The organism is Cognatazoarcus halotolerans (assembly GCF_009800965.1).
In the GTDB taxonomy this organism is placed as follows: domain Bacteria; phylum Pseudomonadota; class Gammaproteobacteria; order Burkholderiales; family Rhodocyclaceae; genus Cognatazoarcus; species Cognatazoarcus halotolerans.
The window spans coordinates 126,903-145,827 of sequence record NZ_WUAF01000008.1 but is presented as its reverse complement, the minus strand read 5'-3'; the positions used below and the strand labels follow the sequence as shown (position 1 = coordinate 145,827).

Here is an 18,925-nt window from a genome sequence, read left to right as displayed (position 1 = left end):
GCCTCAGGCTTCGATCGAGGCGAGCCGCGCCAGCCACGGCGCCCGTTCGGCGTCACTCACGAAAGCGGCCTCGAGGCTGTTGCGCGCGATGCGTTTGAGTTCCTCGCGGCCAAGGCCCAGCGCCGCAGCGCTATCGACGTAGTTCTTGCCGACATAGCCGCCAAAGTAGGCCGGATCGTCGGAGTTGATCGTGACCTTGATGCCCGCGTCCAGCATCGCCTTGAGGTTGTGATCGGCCAGGGTCGGGAACACGCACAGCTTCACGTTGGAGAGCGGACACACGGTGAGCGGCATCTGCTCACCCGCGAGGCGCGCCATCAGCGCCGGGCTCTCGAAGGCTCGCACCCCGTGATCGATGCGCTCCACCTGCAGCAGGTCCAATGCCTCGATGATGTACTCGGGCGGCCCCTCCTCGCCTGCGTGGGCGACCACATGGAGGCCCAGTTCGCGACAGCGTGCAAACAACCGAGCGAACTTCGACGGCGGATGGCCCATCTCGGACGAATCGAGCCCGACGCCATGAATGCGCGCGACCTGCGGCAGCGCCTGCGCTAGCGTGGCGAAACCCTCTTCCTCGCTGAGATGGCGCAAAAAACACAGGATCAGCCGCGAACTGATGTCGAATCGACGCTGCGCCGTTGCGCAGGCGCGCTCGAGCCCGTTCAGTACCGTCTCGTAGGCGACCCCTCGTGCGGTGTGGGTCTGCGGATCGAAAAACAGCTCGGCATGCACCACGCCATCCGCTGCGGCACGCTCGAAGTAGGCCATCGCGAGGTCGAAGAAGTCCTCCTCGCACACCAGCGCGGCGGCCCCCGCGTAATACAGGTCGAGAAAACTCTGCAGGTCTTCGAAGGCGTAGGCCGCGCGCGTCTCCTCGACGCTCTTCCAGGGCAGCGCAACGCCATTGCGGCGCGCCAACTCGAACATCAGCTCCGGTTCAAGCGTGCCCTCGATATGCAGATGCAGCTCGGCCTTGGGCAGTACGCGGACATAGCTTTCGAGATCCATCATGCGTCTCCGGTGATCGACATGAGGATTCTAGCCCCCGGCCCGGCCCGTGTGGAGCCGATTGCTGCACCGCACTCACATCAGGTTGGGCGGAACGATGCCGTAGCGCTTCATGCGCCGGTAGATGGTCGCACGACACAGCCCCAGCTCTTCGGCAGCGGCCGTGACGCACCATTTGTGGCGCTTCAGGCTCTCTTCCAGCCACAGCCCTTCCTGGTCCCGCCAGCGCAGCCGGTCCGCCTCGCTCGACGTCTCGGCCAGCGCGGGACGGGCCTGCGCCGGCACCTGCGCCAGCTCCGCCGGCTCCATCAGCTCACCGGGCAAGTCGTCGATGCGGATGATCCCCGCGTCGCTCACCGCCAGCGAAAAGCGCAGTACGTTGCGCAGCTGACGAACATTGCCCGGCCACGGGTGCGCGCACAGCACCGACATCGCCTGCGGATCGATATCGACACTGCCGCCCATCTCCGCGGCCTCCTCCGCGGCCAGACGCTCGATCAGGTAAACCTTGTCGCGCCGCTGGCGCAGCGGCGGCAAATAGAGGATCGCCCCGCACAGACGATAGTAGAGATCTTCCCGGAACAGCCCCTCGGCGATCAGCTTGCGCAGGTCGCGGTGCGAGGCGGCCACCACGGTCAGGCGAATCGCCTGCGCCTTGTCGCTGCCCAGCGGCGTCACTTCCTTCTCGGCCAGCACGCGCAGCAACCGTGTCTGCAGATGCAGCGGCATGTCGCCGATCTCGTCGAGGAACAGGGTGCCGCCGTCGGCCTGGGCGATCAGACCCTTCATGCCCTTACTGCGGCCACCTGTAAACGCGCCCGCCGCGTAACCGAACAGCTCGCTCTCGATCAGCGACTCCGGAATCGCCGCGCAGTTGATGGCCACGAAGGCCTTGTCGCGGCGCTCGCTGGATTCATGCAGCGCCTTGGCCACGACTTCCTTGCCGGTTCCTGTTTCGCCGTGCAGCAGGATGTCCACCGACTTGTTTACCAGGCGCTTGGCCTGCCGGATCAGGCGCTGCATCTGCGGATCGTCACCCGCCAGCCGATCGAGCGCAGGGGCACTGACCATCGCGTCACCATCATCCATCGCGGCCGGGCGGCTGCGCGCGACCACGCGGGGCGGCGTCACACTCGCGTAGAAGACGCCGTGCTGGTGAGTGGTGAGCGCGGAGCGGTCGTTGCACAGGCCCGCCCGCGCGATGCGCCAGACTTCGGCCATGCTCTCACGGAAGATGCCACCAAGCGGCGCCCCCACGAGTTCCGATACCAGGCCGTCTTCGCCCACGGCCTGCAAGGTACGCCGTGCGCCGCTGTTGGCACCGACCACCACCCCGTCCGCATCGAATGCGAGCATCAGCTCGCCGCTCAGATCGACCATCGGCCAGGCCGCCCCGAGCCGCAGCACCGACGCCTCGCGGAAGAAATGCATGAAGTTCGCGTCCTCGATCATCTTCGCGTACATCATGGTCAGTTGCAGCGCCAGGTGCTGGCTTTCCCGCGGAGACGGCGAAGTCAGCGCGGAGACGTCCAGCACACCGAGGAAATCCCCGGTCGGATCGAGCAGCGGCGCGCCGTTGCAGGTCAGCCCGATGTGCGACGCATCGAAGTGATCGGTCTGGTGGCAGGTGATCGGCAGACGATCGGCAATGCAGGTCCCCACCGCGCAGGTACCGGCGCGCGCCTCGCTCCAGTCGGCTCCGAGGTAGAGTCCGGATCGCCGCAGCTCGCCCTGCCAGCGGTCGTTACCGATGAAATCCACCGCCACACCTTGTGCATCGGTGAGCAACAGCACATAGCCAAGGTCGCAGACCCGCTTGTAGAGCTGCTCCATGCCGGTTCGCGCCACCTGCAGGAAATCCTCGATCTGGTCACGATGTTCGCGGAACAGCGAAGCCTCGATGATGTGCGCCGGCGTCGGCCGCGTCGGATCGAGGTCATGGTCTTCGATACAGCGCTTCCATGAACGCTGGATCCTGTCGTCACGCAACTGCGCCGCGTTCGTTACCGACAGCACATGCTCGATGTGCGCTTTTTGATCGACTTGCATCTTTCTGTCTCCTCCCGCGTTCCGGCAACGATGCCGGCCTGCGCCAAGGGTGCGCACGGGTCCGCTGCCGGCCCGTGCTTTCGTTTATGTCCATCGCCGCGTCGTCCCTTCGGATGCGCGCTGCGGCAGTCCGGGGATCGCCGCTAAGTTCATCAGTAGACCACTATCCGCCTCTCGCTGCCATGGCCGCAATGGCGCTGCGTCCACCCGGACCCGCTCGTCACGCGCAAGCCGGACGCCATCGCTTACACAACGAGCCCGAGCCGCGCCGCGATGGCGACGAGTTCCGCCGTCGAACGCGCCCCGAGCTTGGCCCGTATGTTCTGGAGGTGGCTCGCCACGGTGCTCGCGCGCATGCCGAGCATGATCGCGATCTCGTGGCTGCGCACACCGCTCACCAGCAGACCGAGCACTTCGCTTTCCCGCCGTCCGACCACACCTTGCGGCCGCACACCGCCCGTCTCGGCCGGATACCCGACGCCACCCGCCCGGATGGTCGCCAGCCGTCCCCGCATCTGGCGGGGCGGCAAGTCGACCGGCAGGCAGTCGCACGCGCCGGCGCGCAGAAAGCGCGTCGCCTCACCCGCACCATAGCCTCCCACGAGCACCACCGCCAGCACGTGCGGGTCCGCCGTCACCAGCGCGGCTACCTGCGACTCTGCCGTTGCAGGCCGGGAGATACCATCGACCACCCAAAGCCCGCCCTGCTGTGCGGCAAAATTGTGGCCCGCGCCTGCTGCTGCCACGACGCGTAGCTCGAATGCCGGATCGCAGCCTGCCAGACACTGCGCCAGACCCCGTGCGATCAACGGACTGGCGCCAAGCAGGTTCAGGCCGATGGGGCCGGTCTCGACCCGCACCGGATCCGTACCCCGGCTTGCCGACAGGCCATGAGACATGGTGCCCGACAGGATTGGCCCGCCTCCACGCGTCGCGGCACTCATGGCGGCAGGGCCTCGAACAGAACCGCGCCGCGCTCGAGCAACCAGAACGAGGCGGTCGCAACGCAGGGCAACACCAGCACATGGCTGCAGCTGAAGCGATGGCTGACCCAGTAGCGGCGCAGCAGGTAAAGCAGCGGTGCGGCAGCCAGGCAAAGCGCGAGCTGCCCCGCTTCGATGCCGAGATTGAAGCCGACGACCAGACCGAGGAAGCTGCGCGACAGAGCCGGCACCACGCCCTCCAACGCAAATGAAAAGCCGAAGCCGTGCACCAGTCCGACGCAGAACACCGCTGGAGCCAGCAAAGGCTGCTCGCGATCGGTCAAGACGCGCACCCCTGCATAGACGATCGAGGCCGCGATCGCCGCCTCGACCGCCGGCGCGAACCACGCAAGCGCACCGAGCCCCCCGAGCGCGCCGGCACACAGGGTGATCGAGTGGCCCAGCGTGAAGGCCAGCGAAGTACGCGCGAAATGGGCAGGGCTGGTAGCACCGACCAGCAGGATGAGGATGAACAGCACATGGTCTAGCCCGGCGAGGACATGGCTGAAGCCCGCCCCGATATAGCCGACGAAGCCCGGCGCCGCCGGAGACTCCCTGGCGTCGAAGGCTGGCCCAGTGCTCAGCGAGTCGAGTGCGAGATCGAGCGGGCCGACGCTCTGCAGCGCGCCGACACTGCCATCCTCGCGGTACAGGCGCACGATATTGACGGCGCGGGCGGCCAGATCGGGCCACTCCCCGCTGCCGCCTGAAAGCGCCAGCGCGGCCCCGGGTCCAGGTCGAGCGAAGCGCAGGTGCATGCTCACCACGGCGTCGGCGAGGTCGAGCTGGGTGGCCTCGCCGAGAACCAGGCCCGGCCCGACGCTGCGCTCCACAGCTGGCAGGTAGGTGAATGGATCGCGCTCGGCCAGCGTATCGATGCGAGCGCCGATGAGGCTGCCGTAGCCCCCGTCGAGCCGCAGGGCCGTTCGCAGCCGCTCGGCGAGCAAGGCTTGGTCGCGATGCAGCGCCGGCACGTCGACCGCGAGACGACCGTCGGCATCGCCGAGCAGGAAATGCGGCACGACCTGCCCGCCCCCCACCTTCCAGTCATGCGGCAGCAGAACCAGCGCCAGCGGCATCTGTACGTAGGCCTCCAGCGCATCGCCGCGCGGCACCACGTGCACGATACGGGCCATGAAATCCTGGAAATGGGCCGAGGCCGCACTGCTCAGACACAGCAGTGCGGCCGCCAGCGCCAGTGCGCGCGCAAGGCGCGCACCGCGCCCGGCGCTTACTTGCGCGGGTCCCACAGCCGCTCGCTCATGGTCTGCTCGTAGGCTCGCCCGTTCGGTGCGGTGACGAGTTCCAGTTGCATGCCCCAGGGCGCCATGAAGTAGATCCAGGTCAGGCCCTTGAGCGGTCCATCGGTGAACAGGTGCGGCTCACCGAGGAACTTGACGCCCTTGGCGCGCATGTCGGCCATGGCGACCTTGAGGTCGTCGACATAGAAGGCGATGTGATGTCCGCCGATATCGCTGTTCTTCGGCTCCTCTTTGCGCTGATCTGGCGACGTGTACTCGAAGATCTCGAAGTTGGTCCCGTTGTTGCAGCGGACCAGATGCGCGACGGGAATCTCGGCGCGTGGATTGACGTTGAGGTTCTGCTTCATCCAGTCGTCCTTGAAGGGACCGAACGGGCCGATCGTGAAGAACGCCTTGCAGCCCATCACCCCGACGAAGAAATCCACCGCCTGTTGCGCGTTGGGCACGGTGAAGCCGAAATGCTCGACACCGCGCATGCCGGGCACGCCGGCCGCCTGTGCAGCGGGAATGGAGGCGGTCATTGCCGCCGCAAGAGCGCAGCCGCCGAGCAGGCGGGCCAGGCCGGATTGGGTTTTCTGTTTCATTGCTGGTTTTCCTTTGGTGAGTTCCACGGGACAACGCCTCGTGTGCAACTGGCTTCGCCTCGCAAAAAGGGCGGGGCACCGCAAGCGGGCCCCCAAAGCCACGCGCGAGGAGGAGCACGTTCGATTGGCCGGGCTGCGTCTCAGGACGCCCGCCCGGCCGCCAGCGGGCCTCAGAGTTCGCGGCGCTTCATCGCACCGGCGATGTATTCGGCCTGGCGGATTGCCAGCGCCACGATGGTGAGGGTCGGGTTCGCCGCCCCGCTCGAGGTGAACTGGCTGCCATCCGAGACAAACAGGTTCTTGATGTCATGCGTCTGGCCCCACTTGTTCACCACGCCGTCGCGCGCCTTGGCGCTCATGCGGTTGGTGCCCATGTTGTGGCTGGCCGGATAAGGCGGCATGTCGATCACCCTGGTCGCCCCCACGGCCTCGGACAACTTGCGCCACTGCGCCAGGCCGTGGCGACGCATCGCGGCGTCGTTGGTGTGGTCCGTCTTGGTAACGATGGGGATCGGCAGACCGTGCTGGTCCTTTTCGGTCGGGTGCAGGGTGATGCTGTTTTCCTCCTGCGCCAGATCCTCGCCACACACCCACACGCAGCTCATGTGGTCATACATTTCCAGCGCCGAACTCACCTCGCGACCCCAGCCGCCGGGCTTCATGAAGGCCGCGGTAAAGGGTAGATGCAGGGCCAGGCCTTCGAGGTGATAGCCGCCGACGAAACCCCGGCGGGTGTTGTTGGCCACCTCGTCGGAGACCACCGCGGCGATGTCGAAACCGCGGTACATGTAGACTGGGCCGGGGTTGATGGTCAGCGCCGCCGCGGTGGTGTGGTTCATGTAGTTGCGACCGACCTGCCCCGACGAGTTCGCCAGACCGTTGGGGAACTGGCTCGACGCGGAGTTGAGCAGCAGCCGCGGAGATTCGATCGAATTGCCGGCCACGCACACCACGCGTGCCTTCTGCAGATGGTGGTTGCCGTCCTTGTCCGCATACAGCACACCGGTGGCCTTGCCGCTGCTGTCGTGCTCGATGCGCAGCACCATGCTCTGCGGGCGCAGCTCCGCATGGCCGGTCTTCATCGCCCGCGGAATCTCCGAGTAGAGCGTCGACCACTTGGCGCCGATCTTGCAGCCCTGCATGCAGTAACCGATCTGCTGGCAGGCCGGACGACCGTCGTTGGGCCGGGTGTTGGAGGCCACCGGACGCACGATCTCCTTGTAGCCGATCTTGCGCGCCCCGGCCTCGATCACCTTGTAGTGGTTGTTGGGCGGCATCGGGGGAAGACCGCTGGCCTTGGTGCCGGCGACGCCCATCTTGCGCTCGGCAACCTCGTAGTAAGGGGCGAGCTCCTCGTAGCTGATCGGCCAGTCGAGCACGTTCGCACCCGGCACATCGCCGTAGGTGGTGCGGGTCTTGAATTCGTGCTCCATGAAGCGCAGCGCCAGGCCGGACCAGTGCATGGTGGAGCCACCAACGCCCTTGACGATCCACGCCGGCAGGTTGGGATAGGTTTCGGTGTGATGCCAGCCACCAGCCGAGATGCGCTTGTCGAGCCACGAGATCTTGGCGAACATCGCCCACTCGTCGTTCTCGAAATCGTCCTGGGTATGGTGCTTGCCGGCCTCCAGGATCACCACGTCCACACCCTGGCGGGTCAGCTCGTCGGCGAGGGTGCCACCACCGGCGCCCGACCCGACGATCACGACGACGCTGTTGTCGTCCTTGGAAAATGTCTTGCTCATGATTCTTGTCTCCATCCGCTCTTGTGGGGTGGCCGGGTCAGGCCTTGGGCAGCCAGTCGATGTCGTCGAAGCCGCGGTTGATGTAGCCGCCCTTTTCCCAGGACGAGCCTTCTTCACCAAAGAAGGGCCACACCGCCTTGTTGTTGTAGAAGCCGGTGACCATGTCGCCCTTGATCTTCTGGAAGAAGGCGCCGTGCTCGATTTCGTAGAGCAGGCTTACCCGCTGGACTTCCGTGTCGACCTCGGCGTAGGGCTTCCCGAAGCGGGTCCTGGCCAGCGCATCGAGCTGCGCCACACCGTCGCCGATGAGCTTGGCAAGGGCAGGATCCTTGGCCGCCTTGGCGTCGTAGGGCTCGATCGCCAGCATGTAGTAGCGATCGGAAATCTTGTCGTGCGGGAAGATGTCGCGGGCCATCACCAGCAGGGTCTTGCCGGTTGCTGCACCAAGGGTGGTGAATTCGGCGGCCAGTGCATCGCGCGCCGGCAGCATCAGGCTGCCCGCCGACAATGCCCCGACCCCAGCCGCCATGCCGGAACCCTTGAGAAAGGCCCGGCGGCTGACGGTGATGCGCTTTTCCAGCACCCGCATGTCGGCTGTCGCCAGGGATCCGTGCTGATCGTCTTTCATGATGTCTCCTTGTTGTATTGCCACTGATGCTCGGCTGTAGGGTCCGTGGCGCTCAGGCAGCCACGGGATGTGTGCGGAGCTCGCCGAGCACGTCGGTGAGCATTTGGTGCAGTTCGGAAGCGAAGCTCTCGACCAGTGGCGCGGCGCCGAGCTGCTCTTCGCACGAGGTGGTCACCCCGGCCAGTGCGCGGGCATCGTCCGCCGGGCGCCCGAGCGCCGCGCACAGGGCTGCCCAGTCGGGTCGCGCCAGCAAGGTGCCCGAGGTCAGCAACACACCGGTGCGACGACGCAGCTGGGCGAGACCGACGATCTTTCTCCCGTCCGCCACCACCTCCCAGGGCGAGAGCCCGCCGAAGCAGGCCCAGCCGAGCGCCGGATTGCCCGGGTTACGACGCACGTCGTCGGGCGACAAGGCATGGGCCGCCACGCCCATGTCGCGCAGCAGTCCGGCGATCAGTGCCCCCAGCCAGCGATAGCTGGACACCGTGCCGCCGGCGAGCAGGCGGTGCTCCGGCGGGAGCAGGATCGAGGTACTGAGCATCCACGGCCCGGTCAGGACCGCGCCGCCGCCGGAGCGCCGCAACACCATCTCGGTGCGGGCGCCGCGACCGCGCGCCTCGGCCAGCAGCGCCGCCTGGGAGCAACCGAACACCACCCCGGGTGTGCGATAGGTCCACAAGCGCAACTGCGGTTCGCACACCGGCGCCTCGAGCAGCGCTTCGTGCCAGCGCTGCTCATCGGCGCAACCGGCCACGGCGAGCTGGGGATCGGCGCTCGTCATCACAGATCCGCCGTCTCGATGCGACGTGCGAGCTCGCCCAGGAACAGGGCAGCTGGGTAGCCGTCGACCGCGCGGTGGTCGAAGATCAGATGCAGGCCCATCATCGGCGCGGCGACGATCGCCCCATCGCGCACCACTGGCCGCTCGATCACCCGGGTGACCCCGAGGATCGCCACCTGCGGCGGGTTGATGATCGGCGAGAAGCGATCGATCGCGGTCATGCCGAGGTTGCTCACCGTGAAGGTGCCGCGCTGGTAATTGCCGGCACTAAGCGTGCCGGCGCGGGAACCTTCGGCAAGGCGGCGCAGCTCGGCCCCCAACGCCTCCAGCGGCAGGGTGTCGGCATTGCGGATCACCGGCACCATCAGCCCGTCGTCGAGACTCACCGCGACGCCCAGGTTTACCTCGGGCATCAGCTCGACCGCCTTCTCGCGCATCAGTGCATTGAGGCCGGGATGCTCGCGCAGGGTGAGCGCGACCGCCCTGAGCAGCAGCACCGTCAGGCTGGGCTTGCGACCAGCCCCGCCCAGCGAGGCGCGAAGCGCCTCACAGCGGCTCACATCCACTTCAACCGAATGTGCGACCCGCGGGATCTGCCAGCCCTGGCTCATGTTGCGCGCGATGGCGCCACGCATGCCGGTGAGCGGGATCAGCCGCCCGGCATCCGGGGCGGCGCCCTGAGTCGTGATTGCCGGGGCGCTCACGACTCAGGCCTCGAGCACCGCAAGCACTGCGCCGCGGCCGAAAGTGTCTTCGGCGGCAACTTCAAGGCTCACGATCCTGCCCGCGGTGGGCGCGGTGACTTCGTGGGTGGTCTTCACCAGCTCGGCCACGCACAGCACCTGGCCGGCTTCCACGCTGTCGCCGGCAGCCACCTGCCACTCCTGCAGCAAGGCCTCGGTGCCTTCCTCAACATCCGCCCAAACGGCGTCATCCAGAACGATATCGGTCATGGTTTTCTCTCTCTTTCAGTCAATGGTCAGTTTCATGAGGTCGCGCACCGCAGCGGCAATCCCGTCCACCTGTGGAATGGCGAACTGCTCGAGCGGGCGGCTGAAGGGGATCGGCACGTCGGGCACCGCCAGACGGCGGACCGGCGCCTTGAGCTTCAGGTGGTTGAGCTGCTCGGCGATGATTGCGGAGATTTCGCCGGAGACACCGAAGGACAGGTAATCCTCGTCGGCGACCAGCAGGCGGCCGGTCTTGGCCACCGAACGCAGCACCGTTTCCTTGTCGAGCGGCACCAGGGTGCGCAGATCGACGACCTCGGCCTCGATGCCTTCGGCGGCCAGCTTGTCCGCCGCCAGCAGCGACTTCTGCACCATCTGCGAGAGGGTCACGATGGTGACGTCGCTTCCCTCGCGGACGACCTTCGCCTGGCCGAAGGGAATGGTGTAGGACTCGGTGGGGACTTCGTTGGTGCTGCCCTCGAAGTAGGACATCCAGGACAGACCCATGATGCCCTTGTGGTACATGAAGACCACCGGGTTGTCGTCGCGGATGGCCTGGATCATCAGGCCCTTGGCGTCGTAGGCGTTGGACGGCACCACCACCTTGAGGCCCGGCACGTGGGCAAACAGTCCGTACAGGCACTGCGAGTGCTGGGCGGCATCGTTGTAGCCGCCGCCGATGCCGGTGGTGATGACCACCGGAAACTTGCAGGCACCGCCCGACATGTAGGTGTTCTTGGCCAGGTGGTTGTAGATCTGGTCGAAGCACACGCCGAAGAAGTCGACGAACATCAGCTCGGAAATCGGCCGCAGGCCCTCGGCGGCGGCACCGATCGCGGCGCCCATGAAGCCGGTCTCGGAGATCGGCGTATCCATGATGCGATCGGGACCGAACTTGTCGAGCAGGCCGGTGGTGGCGCTGAAGATGCCGCCGTACTTGCCGATGTCCTCGCCCATTACGAAGACGCGCTCGTCGCGCGCCATCTCCTGGCCGATGCCTTCCGAGATGGCTTCGGCCATGCTCAGCTTGCGCACTTTGCTTGCAGTGCTCATTTGGGTGTCTCCTGAATGTCTGGGGTCGGGGGCTCAGGCTGCGAACACATGCAGCAAGGCGTCTTCCGGTGCCGGGTAGGGGCTGTTGCGGCCGTGCTCGTAGGCGGCCTGGACGCGCTCGCTGATCGCGGCGCGCAGCGCCGCATCCCTGCCGTCGTCGAGCTCACCGCGCGCGCGCAGCTGTGCGCCGAGCACCACGATCGGGTCGTGCTCGCGCAGATGCTGGGCTTCGTTCTTGGGACGGTAGGTTTCCGGGTCGCCCTGGAAGTGGCCGAGGTAGCGGTCGGTCTTGACCTCGATCAGGGTCGGGCCTTCGCCGCGCCGCGCCCGTGCCACCGCCTCGCCGGCGGCCTCGAACACCGCCACCGCGTCGTTCCTGTCCACCAGCACGCCGGGCATGCCGTAACCGGCCGCGCGATCGGCGTTCGAGGCGATTGCCGTGGAAGCCGACTTCTCGACCGAGATCCCGTACTTGTTGTCCTCACAGACGAAGATCGCCGGCAGCTTCCACAGCGAGGCGAGGTTGAGTGCCTCGTGGAAAGATCCCTGGTTGGCCGCGCCCTCTCCGAAGAAGGACACCGCCACCCAGTCCTTGCCGAGCTTCTTGGCGGCCAGCGCGGCACCGCAGGCCTGCGGCGCACCGGCGCCGACGATGCCGCTGCACGAGAATTTCACTGCCGGGTCGAACAGGTGCATGTGCCCGCCCTTACCCTTGCCCAGTCCGTTGGCCTTGCCGAACATCTCGGAGGTCATGGCGAACAGGTCGACATCCTTGGCAATCGCGAAGTGGTGCGGCCGGTGCGCGCCGACCACGGTGTCCTCGCGGCGCAGGTGGGCGCACACGCCCACCGCCACCGGCTCCTGGCCGGCCGCCAGGTGCATCTCGCCCGGCACCGGGCCCGCACCGATATCGAAGGCCAGTCCCTTCTGGATCTTGGGCGGCAGCTTGCCCTCGAGGTAGACCTTGGCCATGGTCTCCTCGTATTCACGGATTTCGATCATCTTTTCGTACATCCACAGCAACTGTTCGGATGTGGGGTCCATGGCGCGCGGTCTCCTTTTTCGATGTTTGTCCCGGACGGAACGCTGCGTCCCGCCGCCGGCCTGTCGAGGTCCGGTCGCTGAGCCTTCTGCAAGCTTGGTGCCAGCTGCCGGCGCGCCTTCAAAAAACGACGGCAAAAACCTGATTTAAAATAACTTTTTCTGAAACGACGGGGTGTCCGGGGGGATCGGGCAGCGCCTTGTCGCGTGTCGCAGGGGATGCGACATCTGTCGCAGCGAGACAGACGGATGTCGCATCCCCTGCGACACGCGACACTTTCCGGCCCGCTGCGGCCGGGTCCGGGTCACAGACAGCCGGCGTCACATCGCGCGCAGCAGGCGGCGTCAAGTGCCGCTCAGCTGCGACACCTGTCGCCATCGTCGCAGCGCCGACGCGACATCTGTCGCCCCCCGAAAAGCGACAAAAAACACGCAACAAACTGTTTTTAAATTGTTTTTTATGTTGGCAAGGAGGTTGCTATACGACTTTTGGCCGACGGAATCGAAGCTCGCGCCGTGACCTCGCCCGTGCCGGCGCACTCCGCTCCCGGCGCAGAACAAATCAAAATCAGGAGACACCATCCATGTATCGAAATCCCCCTCCACGCTCCGCCCTGCGCCGCCTGGCACCCGTCGCACTCGCGGTGGCTGCGCTTGGCAGCGCCGCGTCCGCGAGCGCCCAGGTCACCTTCGACGTGATCGGTCCACACGAGTACGAGCTGCCGGTCGGCTTCAAACCCTTCAACGTCTTCGTGCAGTACGCCACCTTCCAGGACAGCTCCAAGCTGTGGAACGCGAGCGGCAACCGCAAGAGCACGCCGCGGACCGACGTCATCGTCGGCCTCTCCAAGTACGTGCGCTTCTGGTCTCCCGAGTCGCACCCGGAGATCGGTCTCGCCTACGAGATCATCGTGCCCGAGGTCAATATCCGCAGCAGCGCCACCCACAGCTCAAACGGCGGGTTTGGCGATCCGCTGACCGGGCCCGCCATCTGGTACAAGCCCGGCCCGAACACGACGCTGGGTTTCCAGACCTTCATGCAGGTGCCGGTGGGCGACTCGGATGTGGGCGGCGGAGACGTCTGGAAGAACTACTCGAGCTTCTTCTGGGATGCCCAGGTGGGCAGGCTCAGCTACACCGCCGATGCGGGCTTCGTGTTCTTCGGCAAATCGACCGCTGCCGACGCCACACCCGCCACCATCTTCCACACCAATCACCGGGTCGGCTACGCGATCAACGACGCGATCGAGCCCTTCGTCGCGCTCGACTACGAAACGCAGGGCTCCTGGACCAACAAGACCGGCAACGCCCGCGTCGCCCGCAACCGCGAGCTCACCGCCGGTCTGGGAGTGATGTTCAAGTACTACGGCAACCAGTCCATCACGGTGCGCTACTCGGGCGGTGTCAGCGGCGAGAACCGCAGCGCCACCAACAGCCTGAACCTCAAGTACGCCTACGCCTGGTAATCGGGCACGCACGCCATGCCGGACCTCGCACCCGCGACCGGCCCACTCACAAGAAAAAATGGAGACACCATGAAGCTCAGCAAATACATCCACCTGGCACCGCTCGCGCTGGCCCTCACATGCGCCGGCGCGAGCGCCGCCGACGCGGCCAAACCCGGCTTTGGCGACCCCGACAACTGGCCGCAGTATCACCGCAGTTCGAACGCGTGGCGCTTCAGCCCGCTGACCGAGATCAACAAGGACACCGTCAGGAACCTGAAGGTGGCGTGGATCCACCAGCCGGGCAACATCACCCACGGCCTGCAGGCCACGCCGATCGTCATCGACGGGGTGCTCTACTACATCTCCGCCTTCAATAACGTGTGGGCGGTGGATGCCGCCACCGGCAAGACCCTCTGGCACTACGAGCCCAAGCTCGCCCCGATTTCCAGGCAGGTGTTCTACGCGGCCGCCAGCCGCGGCGTGACGGTCGGTCGCGGCAAGGTCTTCGTCGGCACGCTGGACGGGCGCTTCATCGCACTCGACCAGAAGAGCGGGAAGGAAATCTGGTCGACCCAACTCACCGATCAGAAGACCCAGTACGGCGCCCTCTTCTCGGCACCGCCGCAACTCGCCGGCGATGTGCTGTTCGGCGGCACCACCGGCGGCGACCAGCCGATCTCGGGCAAGATCTACGCGGTCAATGCCGACACCGGCAAGCCGGCGTGGACCTTCGACATCATCAAGAACGACCCCGCCAGCTGGCCGGCTGACAGCGGCAAGGTGGGCGGCGGCTCGGCATGGATGCCGGGCACCTACGACGAGAAATCCGACACCATCTTCATCGGCACCTCGAACGCGGCGCCGGACTTCTACGGCGCCGATCGCAAGGGCGACAACAAGTACACCGCCACCCTGCTCGCCCTCGACCCGAAGACCGGCAAGCTCAAGTGGCACCGGCAGGAAATCCCCCACGACGTCTGGGATTTCGACTCCGCCTACGAGGCCCTTGTGGTCAAGAAGGACGGCAAGGACGTGATCGTCCACCTCAACAAGAGCGGCTTCGTGTTCGTCATGGACAAGGACGACGGCAAGCTCGAGAACGTCTGGCAGTTCGCCGAGAACCTGAACTGGGCCAAGGGCATCGATCCGAAAACCGGCGCTCTGATCGAGCCGCGCCGGCCGGAGCCGGGCAAGCGTGAACTGCTGTGCCCCAACCTTCTCGGCGCGCGCAGCTGGAACCACGGCGCCTACAACCCCGGCACCGGCCTGTGGTACTCCCATGCCATGGAGGTCTGCAATGAGGTGGTTTCGGGCCCGGATGATCCGACCAGCCTCAAGGCACTCTCGGCGCTGTCGCTCGGCATCGACGAGATCAAGCTGGTGCCGCCGCCAAACAGCGCCAAGCCTTACGGCCGGCTGGACGCCCGCGACCCGCTTACCGGCAAGCTCAAGTGGAGCATCCGCTACGACATGCCGCCGTTGAGCAGCGTGCTGACCACTGCCGGCGGGCTGGTGTTTACCGGTGACATGGAAGGCCACCTGTTTGCCTACGACGCCGACAACGGCAAACAGCTGTGGCAGTTCAATGCCGGTTCCGGTGTGCGCGGCGGTCCAGTGAGCTATGCGGTCAATGGCAAGCAGTACATCGTCATTCCGACCGGCCTCGGCTCGCACGCACCGGGCTTCCTGGCCGGCGCCTATCCGCAGATCAAGGATCTGCCGGGCGGCGCGGCACTGATCGGCTTCACGCTGGAATAAGGCGACGAGCGCCTGAAAGCCCGCGCTTTCTCCGCCATGGCGGGCGACGAATGCCGTCGCCCGCCACCTCCCCTCAATGGAGTTGCAGATGAACCATCAAGGACTCTCCCCCCGACCCGCGCCCATCCGCCGACGCATCGCCGCCATCCTGCTGCCGATCACCCTTTTGAGCAGCACCGCGTGTCTTGCGGTCGCCCCTCCGGCCGACCCCGAACGCGCACGAATGGCCGCGGGCAAGAGCCGTTTCGACAAACTGTGCGTGAGCTGCCACGGCGCGGAAGGCGCCGGCAAGGACACCTACGGGCCACGCCTGAAGAACCGGCCGGAACTCGACGAGGCGCGGATTCGCGATCGCATCATCCACGGCAAGCATGGCGATCACGCCATGCCCCCCTGGGGCACCGTGCTCAAGGAGGCCGAGATCGAACAACTGGTCGCCTATGTGAACATGCTCAGGCAGGAGAACGCCGGCCGGCCCGCCGCGCTCCTGACACCCTTCGACCTCGACGATCCGGCGCGGATCGAGGCCGGCCGCAAGCGCTTCGCCAAGACCTGCGCGGGCTACTGCCATGGCCACGAAGGTGTCGGCGGCCGCGCGCCGGATTTCAAGGGGCGCACCGATCTCACCGCCGAAGTGATGTTCACGACGATCTCCAAGGGGCGCGTTGGGGCAGACGTGATGCCCCCGTGGGGCGATGCACTGTCGGAAGAGCAGATCTGGGAACTGGTCGCCTATCTGCAGTTTCTGGGCCGGCAGCAACTCGATTGATCCATGCCGGATCGACGCACAGGCCGGCCGGCATGTCCGACCGGCCTCCCGTCCGGTCGAGGCACGAAAAAACACCCGTTGCCGGGGCCTGCGCCTCGGCAACGGGTGCGATTCAGGCCCTCGGGCTCAGGTCGTTGCGTGGCCGTGCTCCGGCTCCTGGCGGCGACGCTGGATCATCACCACCGCACCGAGCAGGATCAGCGCGGGCAGGAACATCCACTCCTTGGCGGGCCGGTCCGAGGGTAGCTCGATGGCAGTGATGTCGAAACCCTGCTCGATGCCGAGCTTTTCAGCCTGGCTGCCGAAACCCACGGCGAGGACCTGGAGATTCTCGCTGCCGGGCGCCGGCATCACCTTCAGGCCGATCGCATCGAGGCGCTTGCGCGCATCCGTCTCGGCAGGGCCAAGTGGTAACAGCACGCCCTTCTTGACTTCCTTGCCTTCGATGCTCAGGCCTTCGATCCAGATCCGCAGGCGTTCGCCCGCGGGTGCTTGCCCGACCACCTCGAGCAGCTGAGTCCCCGGCACGTCCTTGAAGGGCGGATACACCATGTCCATCCAGAAGCCGGGACGGAACAGGGTGAAGCACACCAGCAACAGCGCCGCCGACTCCCAGATCTTGTTGCGTGCGAGGAACCAGCCCTGGGTCGCCGCGGCAAAAAGCAGGTTGGCTGCCACCGCACTGGCCACCACCAGCAGCAGGTGCCACAGCGAATCGATGCCGATCAGCAGCAGCTGGGTGTTGAAGATGAACATGAAGGGCAGGATCGCGGTGCGGATCGAGTAGCCGAAGGCGGTGACCCCGACCTTGATCGGGTCGCACCGCGCGATACCCGCGGCGGCGTAGGAGGCGAGCCCGACCGGTGGCGTGACGTCGGCCATCAACCCGAAATAGAACACGAACAGGTGCACCGCGATGAGCGGGACCAGCAGGCCGCTCTGCGCACCAAGCTCGACCACCACCGGCGCCATCAGGGTCGACACCACGATGTAGTTCGCGGTGGTCGGCAGGCCCATGCCGAGAATCAGGCAGATGATCGCCACCATCGACAGCATCACCATCAAGTTGCCACCGGAGATGACTTCCACGAACTCGGTCATGACCAGGCCGATACCGGTCAGGGTCACGGTGCCGACGATGATGCCCGCCGCCGCCGTGGCGATGCCGATGCCGATCATGTTGCGCGCGCCGATGCCCAGGCCGTCATACAGGTCGACGAAGCCCTGACGCAGCTCGGTGTTCACATCGCCCCTGCCGCGGAACAGCGCAAACAGCGGCCGCTGGGTGACCAGAATGAACATCATGAAGGTGGTCGCCCAGAAGGCCGACAGCCCCGGCGAGAGCTCTTCGACCATCAGGTTCCAGATCAGCGCCGCCACCGGCAGCAGGAAATGCAGGCCGGACTTGAGCGTGGGTGCCGCGTCGGGCAGCTCGGTGATCGGTTCGTTGGGGTCGTCCATGTGCAGCTCGGGGAAACGGGCCGCGTAACGCACCAGGCCGACGTAGGCCAGCCCCATCAGCACCGAAATGACGATGTAGGACGCTTCGCCGGTCAGATCCTTGATCCACCCCAGGCCGTAATACACCACGCCGGAGAGGATGACGATGCCGGCCACGGTCATCCCGAAGGAAGCGAGCCGCGAGGCCAGCGGACTCAGGTTGCGGCGCGGCAGGCCGCGAATGTCGGCCTTCATGGCCTCGAGGTGCACGATGTAGAACAGCGCGATGTAGGAGATCACCGCGGGCAGCAGCGCGTGCTTGAGCACCTGGGTGTAGGGGATGCCGACGTATTCCACCATCAGGAAGGCTGCCGCCCCCATCACCGGCGGCATGATCTGGCCATCGACCGAGGCCGCCACCTCGACGGCTGCCGCCTTGTCGGGCCGGTATCCAACCCGCTTCATGAGCGGGATGGTGAAGGTACCGGTGGTGACCACGTTGGCGATCGACGAGCCCGAGATCAGGCCGGTACTCGCCGAAGCCACCACCGCGGCCTTGGCCGGGCCGCCACGCATGTGACCGAGCAGGGAGATCGCACTCTTGATGAAGTAGTTGCCCGCGCCCGCCGTCTCGAGCAGCGCACCGAACAACACGAACAGGAAGATGAAACCGTTCGAGACCCCCAGGGCGACACCGAACACACCTTCCGTCGTGAGCCACAGGTGGCTCATCCCCTTGGCGAGCGAAGCGCCCTTGTGAGCGATCATCTCCGGCATGTAGGGCCCGGCGAAGATGTAGGCGATGAAGACGATCGCGAGAATCACCATCGGCAGGCCGAGAACCCGCCGCGCAGCCTCCAGCAGCAGGATCAGGCCGACGATCGCGACGACGAGATCCTGTGTGGTCGGCTGACCGGGCCGGTTGGCGAGTTCCGAGTAGAACAGGAAGAGGTAGGCCATGCAGAAGGCGCCGACGAGCGCCAGTCCCCAATCCTGGAGCGGAATCCTGTCGCGCGGCGAAGACTTGAGTGCGGGATAGGCCAGAAACGCCAGAAAGACCGCGAATGCAAGGTGGATCGAGCGCGCCTCGGTATCGTTGAAGACGCCGAAACCGAGCGAGAACGGAAGTGGAGAGGCATACCAAAGCTGGAACAGGGACCACGCCAGCGCCCCGATGATGAGCACCATCGCGGCAAACCCGGCAGGCTTGCGGCCTCCGGTGTCGGCCTCGGCGACGATCTGCTTGAGATCGTCATCGGTCAGCTCGTGATGTGCCGGATTCTTCTTTTCTGCCGCCATGTCACTTTCTCCCTGTGCGGTCGGTTACCGGGCAGACGCATGCGTTGCCATGTGCGGGCATCGCCGACGGTATTCGCTTCAGCCGGCTGGTGGCCGGCCCCGGAAGACTGCCGCCCGACAGCCTTCC

General features: G+C 66.0%; 16 protein-coding genes. 3 read left to right on the top strand and 13 right to left on the bottom strand.

Going from position 1 to position 18,925, the window contains the following annotated elements; translation table 11 throughout:
• Window positions 1-3 precede the first annotated feature (3 nt).
• The 12 genes from GQB03_RS12275 to GQB03_RS12220 all read right to left on the bottom strand — a co-directional run bounded on the left by GQB03_RS12275 (window position 4) and on the right by GQB03_RS12220 (window position 12,087).
• The gene (locus GQB03_RS12275) at window positions 4-1,008 is read right to left on the bottom strand and encodes an adenosine deaminase (RefSeq protein WP_159689516.1); all 1,005 of its coding nucleotides are present in this window, start codon (window positions 1,006-1,008) and stop codon (window positions 4-6) included.
• A 75-nt stretch (window positions 1,009-1,083) separates the two neighbouring features.
• On the bottom strand, window positions 1,084-3,057 hold the full coding sequence (locus tag GQB03_RS12270) for a sigma-54-dependent Fis family transcriptional regulator (protein ID WP_159689514.1): 1,974 nt from the start codon (window positions 3,055-3,057) through the stop codon (window positions 1,084-1,086).
• A gap of 245 nt (window positions 3,058-3,302) precedes the next feature.
• Window positions 3,303-4,001 carry a response regulator transcription factor gene (locus GQB03_RS12265; protein WP_159689512.1) on the bottom strand — a complete coding sequence of 233 codons (699 nt, stop codon included), beginning with the start codon at window positions 3,999-4,001 and terminating at the stop codon, window positions 3,303-3,305.
• Entirely contained in the window at window positions 3,998-5,290 is a 1,293-nt protein-coding gene (locus GQB03_RS12260) for a HupE/UreJ family protein (RefSeq protein ID WP_159689509.1), read from the bottom strand. The genes GQB03_RS12265 and GQB03_RS12260 overlap by 4 nt, the downstream gene beginning before the upstream one ends.
• On the bottom strand, window positions 5,272-5,886 hold the full coding sequence (locus tag GQB03_RS12255; protein ID WP_200832201.1) for a VOC family protein: 615 nt from the start codon (window positions 5,884-5,886) through the stop codon (window positions 5,272-5,274). The genes GQB03_RS12260 and GQB03_RS12255 overlap by 19 nt, the downstream gene beginning before the upstream one ends.
• A gap of 170 nt (window positions 5,887-6,056) precedes the next feature.
• Window positions 6,057-7,631, bottom strand: a complete 1,575-nt coding sequence (locus GQB03_RS12250) for a GMC family oxidoreductase (RefSeq protein WP_159689506.1) — start codon at window positions 7,629-7,631, stop codon at window positions 6,057-6,059.
• Window positions 7,632-7,668: 37 nt separating this feature from the next.
• Window positions 7,669-8,259, bottom strand: coding sequence for a gluconate 2-dehydrogenase subunit 3 family protein (locus GQB03_RS12245; RefSeq protein WP_235027044.1), 591 nt, complete (start codon window positions 8,257-8,259; stop codon window positions 7,669-7,671).
• 52 nt (window positions 8,260-8,311) lie between these two features.
• Complete coding sequence (locus tag GQB03_RS12240) at window positions 8,312-9,040, bottom strand: lipoate--protein ligase family protein (protein WP_159689503.1); 729 nt, start codon at window positions 9,038-9,040, stop codon at window positions 8,312-8,314.
• Entirely contained in the window at window positions 9,040-9,744 is a 705-nt protein-coding gene (locus tag GQB03_RS12235; protein WP_235027043.1) for a dihydrolipoamide acetyltransferase family protein, read from the bottom strand. The genes GQB03_RS12240 and GQB03_RS12235 overlap by 1 nt, the downstream gene beginning before the upstream one ends.
• A 3-nt stretch (window positions 9,745-9,747) precedes the next feature.
• On the bottom strand, window positions 9,748-9,993 hold the full coding sequence (locus GQB03_RS12230; protein ID WP_159689501.1) for a lipoyl domain-containing protein: 246 nt from the start codon (window positions 9,991-9,993) through the stop codon (window positions 9,748-9,750).
• A gap of 15 nt (window positions 9,994-10,008) precedes the next feature.
• Window positions 10,009-11,043, bottom strand: a complete 1,035-nt coding sequence (locus GQB03_RS12225) for an alpha-ketoacid dehydrogenase subunit beta (protein WP_159689499.1) — start codon at window positions 11,041-11,043, stop codon at window positions 10,009-10,011.
• A gap of 33 nt (window positions 11,044-11,076) precedes the next feature.
• Complete coding sequence (locus GQB03_RS12220; protein ID WP_159689496.1) at window positions 11,077-12,087, bottom strand: thiamine pyrophosphate-dependent dehydrogenase E1 component subunit alpha; 1,011 nt, start codon at window positions 12,085-12,087, stop codon at window positions 11,077-11,079.
• A gap of 581 nt (window positions 12,088-12,668) precedes the next feature.
• Between GQB03_RS12220 and GQB03_RS12215 the strand changes: the two genes are divergently transcribed.
• The 3 genes from GQB03_RS12215 to GQB03_RS23215 all read left to right on the top strand — a co-directional run bounded on the left by GQB03_RS12215 (window position 12,669) and on the right by GQB03_RS23215 (window position 16,059).
• A complete protein-coding gene (locus GQB03_RS12215; RefSeq protein ID WP_159689494.1) occupies window positions 12,669-13,550 on the top strand; it encodes a transporter in 882 nt (293 codons plus the stop codon).
• Between the two features lie 69 nt (window positions 13,551-13,619).
• Window positions 13,620-15,290 (top strand): pyrroloquinoline quinone-dependent dehydrogenase, encoded by a 1,671-nt coding sequence (locus GQB03_RS12210; RefSeq protein ID WP_159689491.1) that lies wholly within the window; start codon window positions 13,620-13,622, stop codon window positions 15,288-15,290.
• Window positions 15,291-15,378: 88 nt separating this feature from the next.
• A complete protein-coding gene (locus GQB03_RS23215; protein ID WP_235027042.1) occupies window positions 15,379-16,059 on the top strand; it encodes a c-type cytochrome in 681 nt (226 codons plus the stop codon).
• Window positions 16,060-16,185: 126 nt separating this feature from the next.
• Here the strand turns inward: GQB03_RS23215 and GQB03_RS12200 are convergent, their stop codons facing one another.
• Complete coding sequence (locus GQB03_RS12200; RefSeq protein WP_159689488.1) at window positions 16,186-18,798, bottom strand: TRAP transporter permease; 2,613 nt, start codon at window positions 18,796-18,798, stop codon at window positions 16,186-16,188.
• Window positions 18,799-18,925: the final 127 nt, after the last annotated feature.